The organism is Streptomyces sp. NPDC051987 (genome assembly GCF_040680735.1).
Lineage (GTDB): Bacteria > Actinomycetota > Actinomycetes > Streptomycetales > Streptomycetaceae > Streptomyces.
On record NZ_JBFAXI010000006.1, the window covers coordinates 186,696 to 198,002 of the forward strand.

The following is an 11,307-nucleotide window of genomic DNA, read 5'->3' on the forward strand; positions in this document are numbered from 1 at the left end:
GGCGCGGGGGTTCCTGGACCGCCGAGACCGTGAACGCCGACGGCCGGAAGGCCGGGGTGGGCGGCCCCCGTTCGGGTGCGCGCCGCCCCGGCCTTCGGCCATTCCTGCCTACTTTCTCTTGAGGGTGAAGTTCTTGACGACGGTGGACTTCTTCTTGATCGTCACCGTCGCGACGGTCGGCTGGAAACCGTCCTTGGCAGCTATGACGGTGAGCGGGTTGTTGCGGACGTCGAGCCACAGGGCGTACCCGCCGGCGGCATCGGTCGTCAGCGTGTAGCTCGTGGCCCAGGTGTCGATCTGGACGGTGGCTCCGGTGATCGGCGCGGTGCCGCCGACGGCGGTGACTCCCAGCACCGTCCCCGTGATCTTGCCCCAGGTGCTCGGTGGGGCGACGTGCATCGCCACGGGGAGCCTGGGCACGGAGTAGGGAGTGTCGGTGTTGAAGGAGAGCTGGGCGGTGAAGTCTCCCGGTTGGGTCACCTCGGCCACGGAGGCGTCCAGGGTGATCGTCACCTTCGAGCTCTTACCGGGCTGGAGAGTGAGCTGCTGCGTGCTCTCGCTCAGCCAGCTGACCTCACTCGTCTCTCCCTGGTCGTAACCCGGCAGCACCTCCACGGTCGTTCCGGGAGTCGCCAGCGCGACGCCGCCACCGACCTTGAAGAAGCCCAGCCCGCCTCCACCGCGGTAGGTGGCGGTGTCGGCGTTGGGGAGGGCGGTCCAGGTGCCGGCCTGCGGGTCGAAGGAGAAGCCCTGGTTGGTGATGCTGTTCCCGGTCACGCCGCCCGCGGTGACGAGCAGGCCGTTGGCTGAGGTGTACGCGGCGCCCCAGAGGGTGATCGGCAGGTCGGCGACCTGTGACCAGGCGTTGGCGGCGGGGTCGTAGACGTAGGAGTGCTTGACCTCGCTGCTGCCGTTGAACCCGCCCGCGCAGTAGAGCTTGCCGCTGATGCCGGCGCAGGAACTCCAGGAGATCTGCTCCGGGTAGGCGGCCAGTGTGGACCAGCTGTCGGCGGCGGCGTCGTAGACGGTGACATCCGTGGAGCCGCAGGAGTCGGCCCCGCAGCCGCCGACGACGTAGAGCTTGCCGTCGAGCACGGCGCTGCCGGAGCCCGCGTAGGGCTTGGGCGAGGCGGCGCCGGTGGTCCAGGTGTCACTTCCCGGGTCGTAGATCTCCAGCTTGGAGTCGGGGGCGCCACTGGGTCCCCAGCCGCCGACGGCGTAGAACTTGCCGTCGATGAAGCCGTGGGCCGGATCCTCCCGGGTGTCCGCCGCGGCGGCCTGCTTGGTCCAGGTGCCGGCGACCGGATCGAGGACGTACATGTCCTTGGTGTCGGCGCTGCCGTTGAAGCCGAAGGCGGAGTAGACCTTCCCGTCGTTGGTGGCGACAGCGTTGTCCATCAACTTCACCGGCAGGTCGGCGGCCGCCTGCCAGGCGTCACCGGCGGCTCCCGGGACCACCTTGGCGGTGGTGCCCGCGGCGGACGCGGCGGCCTTGCTCGACAGTGCGGAGTACCTGCCCTTGACCAGCTTCAGCGGGGCGCCGCCCGCGGCCGCCATGGTGAACCCGCCGGACTGTTCCCCGAGTTTGACGGTGGCGGGTGCCGTGCCGGTGTTCTTGACGGTCAGGGTCTTGGTGGTCTGTTCGCCCCATCCGACAGACGCGCTGATGGAGGTCTTGTCCAGCGTCACCTGCCCGGCGCCGAGTGCGAAGTCCGCGCCGACCGCGCTGTCGGCCCGCACCTTCACCGTCTTGTCGAGCCCGGTGTAGTGCGGCTTCGCCGCGGTGAAGCCGTGGCTGCCGAGGGAGGAGAACAGGGCGTAGACGCCGTCGCCCAGGGCGGGGTCGTCGGGGGTGGCGAAGGTGACGGCGCTCTGCTTGCTGTCGTCCTTGTTCGTCACGGTGGCGCCGACCAGCCCCGTGGAGGTGTTGGCATCCGTCACGGTGCCGGTGAGCAGACCGCCCGGAAGGGACGCGAGGTGGCGATCGCCGATGAAAACGTTGTCTACCTTCCACCACCAGCCGAAGGAGCCGGTGAAGTGGAAGCGGAGTTGCACCGATGCCTTGCCGGCGTAGTCGGTCAGCGGGAGTTCGACCTTCTGCGCGCCGAAGGTGGTGCCGGTTGCGGACCAGAGTGTGGTCCAGGTGGCGCCGCCGTCGGTGGTCGCGTCGACGTCCGCGCTCTGGCCTCCGATGGCCCAGTAGTCGTTGGCGAAGGCGATCTCGGGTGCGGAGTTGTCGGTGAAGTCGTATACAGGGCTGATCAGTTGCGAGTCCTGGTGCGCCCCGCCGCCGTAGTGGTCACTGTCGACGACGGCGAACCCGCCGTCGCCGCCGGTGGTGTTGCCGCGTGAGCCCGGGTCGTCGAAGGTCCAGCCGCCGGTCGTCCCGTCGGCGTTGACCACGCTCCAGCCGCTCGGGGCGGAGTCGGTCGAGTCGAACGTCTCGGTGGTGCCTTCGTCATGTACCGAGTAGCCGGCGGGCACGGTGGCCGCCCACGGGTCGGCCGGAACCGCGACGTTCAGACTCTGGTCGGAGGCCGCGACGGTGATCTTCTTGGTGGGCGACGTGTAGCCGGGATAGGCGCTGACCACGTGCAGGGTGTAGTCGTGGCCCTGGGGCAGCTTCAGGTCGAAGGCGCCGGTGAGGGGGTCGGTCCACACCGGGCCGCCGGGGACGCCGTCCGCGGTGATCTTGGCGTAGAGCGGCCAGCCGTGGCCGGAGCCGTCGGTGACCTTGCCGGAGACCGTCCGGCTCGGGACCGGGGTCAGGGCGAAGTTCTTGGTGAGGGCGTCGCCGTCGCCGAGGGACACACCCGAGGCGGTGCGGGTGGAGTAGCCGTACGCTTCGACGGTGATGTCGTAGCTGCCGACCGGCAGGACGAGCGAGTAGGTCCCGTCGGCAGCGGTGTGCGCGGTGCCGCCGCCCTGGGTGCTGACGGTGGCTCCGGCGACCGGCTTGCCGGTGCTGTCGTCGGTGACGGTGCCGGAGAGCTTCCCGTGGGGGCCGCTGCGGAACGCGGCCAGCCCGTCGGGGGTGCCCAGGCCGGTCGGACCGTCGTAACCGGCACCGGCAGTGCACAGGTACGCGGGGGTGCAGGTGCCGTTGTCACCGGCGGTCACGTCATGGAGACCGGTCCCGGAGGCGTACGGGTAGGAGTTGGGGTACGTACCCGCGACGGGGGTGCCGGCGGCCGCGTACACGCCGGCGATGATCGGTGAGGAGGCGCTGGTGCCGCCGTACACCTGCCAGCCGCCACCGCCGTAGGTCTGGTAGACCGCGACGCCGGTGGCCGGGTCGGCCACGGCGGAGACGTCGGCGACGGTGCGCTTGTCGCATCCGGTGTCCGTCTGGAAGGCCGGCTTGGGCTCGTAGAGGGAGCAGCCGGATCCCGGGCCCAGGCCATTGCGGTTCCAGACCGACTCGGACCAGCCGCGTGCATTGCCGGAGTCCCGGACCAATGAGGTGCCGCCGACAGAGGTCACGTAGGGGGAGACGGCGGGGTACGCCACCCCGTAGTCGCTGTCGCCCGAGGAGGCGACCACGGCGACACCGGGGTGGTTGTAATGGGCGTCGTACGTCGTCTCGTCCGGGCTCTCGCCGCTGCCCGGGGTGCTGCTGTAGTTGGTGCCGTAGGAGTTGGAGACGTACTTGGCACCGAGCGCGACGGCCTGGTCGACGGCCGCCCCGAGGTCCTCGAAGCTCGGCTGGTCCGCCTCGACGAGCAGGATGTGCGCGTTCGGCGCGGCGGCGGAGACCATGTCCAGGTCGAGTGAGATCTCACCGGCCCAGCCGGCGTCGGGCGCCGGGTAGTTGGTGCCGCCGCGCTGGTCGACCTTGGTGAAGCAGCCGTTTGCCGTGGTACAGGCCGGCAGCCCGTACTGCTCGCGGTAGACGGCCAGGTCGGCCTCGGCGCTCGGGTCGTCATAGGCGTCGACGATGGCGATCGTCTGCCCCGCACCGCCGTCGGCGGGAAGGCTGTAGGCGCTCTGCAGGTCGGCGGCGCCGTAGCCGCTGGGGGTGACGGAGGCGGACAGCAGGCCCTTGACGGCCTTGATGTCGGTGCGACGCAGGGCGAAGCATGCGGCCTCGCCCTTCCTGGGAGTGGCGCAGGAGGGTTCGAGGGCGACTTTCTTCTTGGCCGACGAGGCAGATGAGGCCGATGAAGCGGGCGGCGCCACCGCGTGGGCCGGGATCTGCATGCCCAGGACCGTCAGTGCGGCGGCGCTGAACAGGGTCAGACAGGCGGCGGCTCTTCGACGTAAAACCGAACCGGTTCTCGGTGAGGTGCGCAAGAGGTTACTCCTCGGTTCGCCTTGCTTGGGTCGACTCGAACGTGGTTCCCGGTCGACAGCGATTGCGGGCGGTTCACATTCGCCGCAATCAATTGGCGTACGTCGGAGCGCAATTGACAATAGGCCGCGTGTTACATGTAAGTGTCATGCGCCTGTTTCGCGAAAAAGGAGACCCGGGCCGGAGAAGGAAACAAATCCCACGCCAAGATGGCCCGCCGCTCAAAAAACGCGTAGGGCCGCATTCCGCACAGTAATTGAATTTCAGTCGGTTGCACGCAGTCGGGTATCAGGTGACGTCTGATCATCCTGACCTCGGCGGCCCGGCCTGACAAGATCCACCCTCTGCAGGCCCGCGCAGTTGCGCACTTGCGTAGCATCGGCGTACACCTCGTTCCGATCTTCCGAGGAGTCGCTGATGGACGTGTCCTCCTCAGACGCGTTGTGGGCAGGCACCGGTCTGGGCTCCCTGGCCCGGCAGGCACTGGAGTACCTGGTCAGTCATCCGGGCGCGGACGAGGACGCGGTCGCGGCGGGGACCGGCGTCTCGGCCGCGGCGGCCCGGACCGCCTTACGATCCCTGGAGGCCGAACTCCTGGCCGTACGCGTCGGGGGACAGCCCACGCGCTGGAGCGCCGGCCCGCCCCGCTCCTCGCTGGGCGCCCTTCTGGCCCGTAAACGGCAGGAGTTGGCCAGGGCGGAGCTCTACGCGGAACAACTCGACGAGGTTTATCGCACGGCCCCCGGACGGCAGATCGCCTCGGATCTCTTCGAGGTCGTCGAGAGCGATGAACAGGTCGGCGCCCGCTACGCTCACCTTCTCAGGAGCAGCCAGCAGGAGGTGCTGCATTTCGCGAGACCGCCCTATGTGACCCGGCGGATCGCCCCCACCGACACGTCCACCGCTGCGGGCTCCACGGTCCGTCCCGGTGTCCGGCTCCGGTCCGTGTACGACAGCGACGGAATCGCCGACGACGGATGCCTTGAAACAGCTCTCCGGGGCGCCCCTGCGGAAGGGGAGCTGCGGCTGCTGCCCGGACTCCCCATGAAGCTGGTCATCTTTGACCGCGTCGCGGCGATCATGCCGCTACGCAAAGACGATCCCGCCGCAGGCTCACTCGTGGTGCACTCCCCGACGCTGCTCGAAGTGCTGACCGCCCTCTTCGAGAGCGTATGGGAGCGTGCGGTGCCCCTCTCGCTGGAAAGCGGCCCCGCTTCGCACGCCGCGAGCCCCGAAAGACAAGAGGCCGCTCTCCACAGTCGGACGCGGGACATCCTTCGTCTGATGTCCGCCGGTATGAAGGACGACGCCATCGCACGCGCCTTGCGACTCAGCCGCCGGACCGTGCAGACCCATATCAGCGATCTGGGCAGACAACTGGGCGCACGGACCCGGTTCCAGATAGCCCTGCTGGCCCAGGAACGCGGCTTGTTCGGGAACATGGAGGAGTGAGCGTGGCCGTCACGCCGGAGTGAACATCCCCCTCTGCCCGCGCTGGTCGTGATGTCCTCGGGCAGCTGCTCGTCGGTCCAGGAGGTGCCGTCCCATCGCCGTGACGACGGCCTCCACGACGGCTCGGCGCAGCAGGGCGTTCGAGCCGGTCCGACTGAAGCGCTCCAGCATGGCCGTCGCCGCCACGCCCGGCGTGATGCACCTCCGGGCGTCGGCCAGTTAGGGCCGGTCCGCCGTTTCGGCGCCGCAGCAGTCCGGCCGAAGCCACGCCCTCACGCCCTCACGTCCTCTCGCGCAATAACTGCACTGTTCGGGGCGGTAGTTGGGGTAAGTCGGTGTCAGTGGGTCCCGGCATGATTGCGGCATGACTATGTCGATCGTGGAAGAACTCGTTCTCCGGACGGCCGCGAGGCACGGCGTTCCCGGGCCGGTCGCACAGGAGCTGCTCGCCGGCTCGCGACCGTGCGTCCACTTGGTCCCTTTCCAGGACCTGACGCCCGCGCAGCAGGAAGAGGCCCGTCCTGCCGCGCGCACGGGAGGCCTCCCGTCCCTGCCGGACGGTGTCGACTGGCCCGATGGGCGCGATCCTCTGGTGCTGACCGTCGATTGCGCGGCGCTCCCTCGCGCGGCCCTGGACATCGAGCTGCCGTCCGACGGGAGCCTGTTGTTCTTCACCCAGATCGAGTACGAGCCGGAGTCGTCCGTGGTGCTCCACGTGCCCGCCGGCGTGCGGACCACGGAACGCCCGGCGACGTACGAGCTCGACGGGGAGCCGGAGCAGGTAAGGGTCTACCAGCCGGATGTTCTGTATCCGGTGCCCGGACTGACCGTCTCACCCGATTGGCGCGACTCCCCGGCGACCAGCGCGTTCCTGGACAGTGGGGGAATCGCCCGGGACGACATCCTGGACGATTTCGAGGAGGCCACACGGAGAGCGGCAGCGGGCGGCGCCTCACACGGAGTCGCCGTCCAACTGGGGGGTTTCTCCAGCCCTTGGCAGACAGCTCCGGACGAGGGCGATCTCGTCCTCCTCGCGCAGATACATGGTCAGTCGATCGACCCCCACGTCTACACCCAGACCCTGATCGTCGGCGCGCCCGAGGACATCGCAGGGCGCCGGTACGAAGCCTTGCAGTTCGAGCAGCAGGTCTGAACAGCCACCGGTTTCCTGACCTGGCTCCCGTTCTCCGTGCTGGGCTGGCTCGGGACCGGTGTGCTCTGCTTGATCAGTTTCGTGCTGGTGGAGGCCAGATCACCGGAGTGATCGACTCACCCGCCGCTCTTGCGCCGGAACGACCGCTGGCTCGCAGCAGGGCCGTGCGCCGCACGCACCTTTGACGCATTCGGGTTGGCGGCAGCGTCGGCGGCGTCCGCCTGCGCACCGCGTTTGCGCGCCAGGGCTTCGCGGAATTTGCGCTTGAGGTCGTAGGTGCCGTCGCTGTCCGGCTGCAGCGGGGACGTCTCGGAGGCAGCCGGCTCCGAACCTTCGGTGGATACGGGCTCTGCGGTCATGGTGACCTCCTGGGTTCGGGGTGGACAGGCTCAGCTTGTCATGCCGGGCGCTGTGCAAGGCGCCCGTGGCCGGAGATTCGCCGCCAGGGCAACGGCTCTCAGCCGTTGCGACGCACGAGCGCGGCCTTCCGGGCCTCGGCCAGCCTGCGGGCCTCGCCGGCCTTCCGGGACTTGCCCCCGGCACCGCGGGAGGGATCCTTGGTGGTGCCGAGACCGCGGAAGGGCGCGTTGTTGTTCTTGGGCCGGGGGACGGCGGGCGTGCCGTCGAGCGGGGTGCCGGAGGGAGCCTTGGCGCCGGTGACCCGGGTCAGCTCCGCCTCGCCCGAGCGCACCTTGGTGACGGTCGGCTCGATGCCGGCCTCAGCCATCACGCGGCTCGTCTCGCGGCGCTGGCCCGCCAGCACGAGAGTGACCACTCTGCCCGACTCACCGGCGCGGGCCGTGCGGCCGGCCCGGTGCACGTAGTCCTTGGGGTCGGTGGGCGGGTCGACGTTGACCACGAGATCGAGGTCGTCGACGTGCAGGCCACGGGCCGCGACATTGGTCGCCACCAGTACGGTGATCTGACCGTTCTTGAACTGCGCCAGGGTTCGTGTGCGCTGCGGCTGGGACTTGCCGCTGTGCAGGGCCCCGGCGTGCACCCCGCTGGCCCTCAGATGCCGGGTGAGCTGGTCGACGCCGTGCTTGGTGTCGAGAAACAGCAGGACGCGGCCGTCGCGGGCGGCGATCTCCGTGGTGACGGCGTAGCGGTCGGGGCCGTGGACGACGAGGACGTGGTGCTCCATCGTCGAGACCGTGCCCGCGGACGGGTCGACCGAGTGGACGACGGGGTCGCGGAGACAGCGATGGACCAGCTGATCGACGTCGCGATCCAGAGTGGCCGAGAACAGCATCCGCTGACCATCCGGGTGCACCTGGTCGAGCGCGTCGGCAACCTGCTGCAGGAAGCCCAGGTCGCACAACTGGTCGGCCTCGTCCAGCACGGTGATCCTGACCCGTCCCAGGCGGCAGGCGTGGCGCTCGATCAGGTCGTGCAGGCGTCCGGGGGTGGCGACGACCACCTCGGCTCCCTGACGCAGCGCGGCGATCTGCCGGGCGATCGACATGCCGCCGACGACCGCGGTCATCCGCAGCCGCAGTGCGTCGGCGTACGGCGCCAGCGCCTCGGTGACCTGGTGGGCCAGCTCTCGGGTGGGCACAAGGATCAGGGCGAGGGGCTGCTTGGGTTCGGCGCGCCGCCCGGCCGTACGTGTCAGCAGCGGCAGGCCGAAGGCGAGCGTCTTGCCCGATCCGGTGCGCCCGCGTCCCAGGACATCGCGCCCCTTCAGGGCATCGGGCAGTGTGGCGGCCTGGACCGGAAAGGGTTCGCGCACCCCGAGTCCGCTCAGTGTCCGCAGCACCTCCGCCGGCAGTCCCAGACCGGCGAAGGAGACGGCCGGGGGCAGCACAGGGGTGGCGGCTCCAGGCTGGGCGGCACCGCCGTGCGCGCTGCCGGAGTCATCGGGATGCTTCATGAACAGCCTTCCGCAGAGGAATGTACCGAGGAAGGCCCGGCAGGACGGAACAGCCCGCACACGAGCGGACCAACAGGCGGAATCGCCCACCGCGACGACCACGCAAACGCGTGAGAGTAACACGAGGCATGACATCGCGTCCTGATGTCCCTCGCCCCTCGCGCGTCCGACCAGTCCACGTGGACACCTGCCGAGGCCCGCCAGGAGGTGGCGAACGCGGAGACCACGGCACCGTGTGCCGGGTCTTCTCCGTCGGGCAAGGGAGATCACGCAGGCAACGGAATGGTGGATCACTCGGGCCCGTTCTCCGGGTAACGTCGGGGTATGAGCCATCCGCACCCAGAACTGAAAGCCGCGCCGCCCCTTCCGGAAGGAGGGCTGCGGGTCATCGCCCTGGGCGGCCTGGGTGAGATCGGCCGCAACATGACCGTCTTCGAGCACGCCGGCAAGCTGCTCGTCGTCGACTGCGGCGTGCTCTTCCCCGAGGAGACCCAGCCCGGGGTGGACGTGATCCTGCCGGACTTCACCTCGATCCGGGACCGGCTGGACGACATCGTCGCCGTGGTCCTCACCCACGGCCACGAGGACCACATCGGCGGCGTGCCCTACCTGCTGCGCGAGCGGTCGGACATTCCCGTCGTCGGCTCCAAGCTGACGCTGGCGTTCCTGGAGGCCAAACTCAAGGAACACGGCATCCGGCCGCGCACGGTACGGGTGCGCGAGGGCGACCGGCGCCGCTTCGGGCCCTTCGACTGCGAGTTCGTGGCGGTCAACCACTCCATCCCCGACAGCCTCGCGGTCGCGATCCGCACCCCGGCCGGGATGGTGCTGCACACCGGCGACTTCAAGATGGACCAGTTCCCCCTCGACGACCGCATCACCGATCTGCGCGCCTTCGCCCGCCTCGGCGAGGAGGGCGTGGACCTGTTCCTCACCGACTCCACCAACGCCGAAGTACCCGGCTTCACCACCTCCGAACGAGAGCTGAACCCGGCGATCGAGCAGGTGATGCGCACCGCGCCACGCCGGGTCATCGTCTCCAGCTTCGCCAGCCACGTGCACCGCATCCAGCAGGTCCTGGACGCCGCCCACCAGCACGGCCGCAAGGTCGCCTTCGTCGGCCGGTCGATGGTCCGCAACATGGGCATCGCCCGTGACCTGGGCTATCTGAAGGTCCCCTCCGGTCTGGTCGTCAGCACGAAGGAGCTGGAGAAACTCCCGGACCACAAGATCACCCTGGTGTGCACCGGCTCCCAGGGCGAACCCATGGCCGCGCTGTCCCGGATGGCCAACCGCGACCACGTGATCCGCATCGGCAAGGGTGACACCGTCCTGCTCGCCAGTTCCCTCATCCCCGGCAACGAGAACGCCATCTACCGGGTGATCAACGGACTCACCCGGTGGGGCGCCCACGTGGTCCACAAGGGCAACGCCAAGGTGCACGTCTCCGGGCACGCCAGCGCCGGCGAACTCGTCTACTGCTACAACATCGTCAAGCCCCGCAACGTGATGCCCGTGCACGGCGAATGGCGCCACCTGCGGGCCAACGCCGACCTCGCCATCCGGACCGGCGTCGCCCCGGAACGGGTCGTCATCGCCGAGGACGGCGTCGTCGTCGACCTGGTCGACGGGCGCGCATCCATCACCGGCAAGGTCCCCGCCGGCAACATCTACGTGGACGGCATGGAAGTCGGCGGCGCCACCGAAGCCTCCCTCAAGGACCGCCTCGCCCTCGCCGCCGAAGGCGTGGTCACGGTGGTGGCGATCGTCGACGCGGACACCGGCGCCCTCGCCGAGGCGCCCGACTTCCTGGCCCGCGGCTTCGTCCACGACGACGCCACCTTCGAGCCGGTCATTCCCGTCATCGAGAAGACCCTGGCCACCGCCGCCGCGGAAGGCGTCGGGGACGCGCACCAACTCGAACAGCTCATCGCCCGCGCCGTGGCGAACTGGGCGTTCCGCACCCACCGCCGCAAGCCCCTCATCATCCCCGTCATCATCGACGCCTGAGCACCAGCCCGGCTGCACGGTCCCCGACACCGGCCGCGGCCCCCGCCCGCAGCCCGAGCGACGGAACGGCCGTGCGCCGGCTCAGCGGTCTCGTCCGCCGACGGTGCGTCGGACGCCTCGGGTTCGGGCCTTCTCAGCAGGCTGACGTCTTCGGCTGAGGCTTGCCGCCCTCGGCGCGCAGTTGCTCGTTCATGCGCTGCGCCTCCGCGAGCTGGTCCTCGAGGATGACAATGCGGCAGGCGGCCTCTATCGCGGTGCCCTGGTCGACGAGTTCGCGGACCCGGGCGGCGATGCGCAGTTGGTAGCGGGAGTAGCGGCGGTGGCCGCCCTCGGAGCGCAGCGGGGTGATCAGGCGGTGTTCGCCGAGGGAACGGAGGAAGGCAGGGGTGGTGCCGAGCATCTCGGCGGCCCGGCCCATGGTGTAGGCGGGATAGTCGTCATCATCGAGCGGGCCGACGGGACGGGAACCGGCAGACGGCATAGACCTCTTCTTTCTGGACGCGTCGGGGGGCCCGGGTGCCGTACCGG

General features: G+C 69.6%; 7 protein-coding genes. 3 read left to right on the top strand and 4 right to left on the bottom strand.

The features are described 5' to 3' along the window. Window positions 1–108: 108 nt before the first annotated feature. On the bottom strand, window positions 109–4,200 hold the full coding sequence (locus tag AB0M11_RS05645) for a carboxypeptidase regulatory-like domain-containing protein (RefSeq protein WP_365701682.1): 4,092 nt from the start codon (window positions 4,198–4,200) through the stop codon (window positions 109–111). A 508-nt stretch (window positions 4,201–4,708) separates the two neighbouring features. On the opposite strand from AB0M11_RS05645, the gene AB0M11_RS05650 reads away from it, so the two are divergent. Further along, window positions 4,709–5,743, top strand: a complete 1,035-nt coding sequence (locus AB0M11_RS05650) for a LuxR C-terminal-related transcriptional regulator (RefSeq protein ID WP_365701684.1) — start codon at window positions 4,709–4,711, stop codon at window positions 5,741–5,743. A gap of 364 nt (window positions 5,744–6,107) precedes the next feature. After that, window positions 6,108–6,896 carry a DUF1963 domain-containing protein gene (locus AB0M11_RS05655; RefSeq protein WP_365701686.1) on the top strand — a complete coding sequence of 263 codons (789 nt, stop codon included), beginning with the start codon at window positions 6,108–6,110 and terminating at the stop codon, window positions 6,894–6,896. Between the two features lie 116 nt (window positions 6,897–7,012). Here AB0M11_RS05655 and AB0M11_RS05660 read toward each other — a convergent pair whose 3' ends face one another. Beyond that, window positions 7,013–7,255 carry a DUF5302 domain-containing protein gene (locus tag AB0M11_RS05660; protein WP_365701688.1) on the bottom strand — a complete coding sequence of 81 codons (243 nt, stop codon included), beginning with the start codon at window positions 7,253–7,255 and terminating at the stop codon, window positions 7,013–7,015. A gap of 98 nt (window positions 7,256–7,353) precedes the next feature. Continuing rightward, window positions 7,354–8,769 carry a DEAD/DEAH box helicase gene (locus AB0M11_RS05665; RefSeq protein ID WP_365701690.1) on the bottom strand — a complete coding sequence of 472 codons (1,416 nt, stop codon included), beginning with the start codon at window positions 8,767–8,769 and terminating at the stop codon, window positions 7,354–7,356. A 324-nt stretch (window positions 8,770–9,093) separates the two neighbouring features. Between AB0M11_RS05665 and AB0M11_RS05670 the strand changes: the two genes are divergently transcribed. Beyond that, window positions 9,094–10,779 (top strand): ribonuclease J, encoded by a 1,686-nt coding sequence (locus AB0M11_RS05670; RefSeq protein WP_365701691.1) that lies wholly within the window; start codon window positions 9,094–9,096, stop codon window positions 10,777–10,779. A 133-nt stretch (window positions 10,780–10,912) separates the two neighbouring features. Here the strand turns inward: AB0M11_RS05670 and AB0M11_RS05675 are convergent, their stop codons facing one another. Then, window positions 10,913–11,260, bottom strand: coding sequence for a MerR family transcriptional regulator (locus tag AB0M11_RS05675; protein ID WP_365701693.1), 348 nt, complete (start codon window positions 11,258–11,260; stop codon window positions 10,913–10,915). Between the last annotated feature and the right edge of the window lie 47 nt (window positions 11,261–11,307).

Bases quoted from the DNA above. Each gene is read 5' to 3' on its own strand.
- AB0M11_RS05645 (WP_365701682.1), bottom strand. From the start codon at position 4,200: ATGCAGATCCCGGCCCACGCGGTGGCGCCGCCCGCTTCATCGGCCTCA.
- AB0M11_RS05650 (WP_365701684.1), top strand. From the start codon at position 4,709: ATGGACGTGTCCTCCTCAGACGCGTTGTGGGCAGGCACCGGTCTGGGC.
- AB0M11_RS05655 (WP_365701686.1), top strand. From the start codon at position 6,108: ATGACTATGTCGATCGTGGAAGAACTCGTTCTCCGGACGGCCGCGAGG.
- AB0M11_RS05660 (WP_365701688.1), bottom strand. From the start codon at position 7,255: ATGACCGCAGAGCCCGTATCCACCGAAGGTTCGGAGCCGGCTGCCTCC.
- AB0M11_RS05665 (WP_365701690.1), bottom strand. From the start codon at position 8,769: ATGAAGCATCCCGATGACTCCGGCAGCGCGCACGGCGGTGCCGCCCAG.
- AB0M11_RS05670 (WP_365701691.1), top strand. From the start codon at position 9,094: ATGAGCCATCCGCACCCAGAACTGAAAGCCGCGCCGCCCCTTCCGGAA.
- AB0M11_RS05675 (WP_365701693.1), bottom strand. From the start codon at position 11,260: ATGCCGTCTGCCGGTTCCCGTCCCGTCGGCCCGCTCGATGATGACGAC.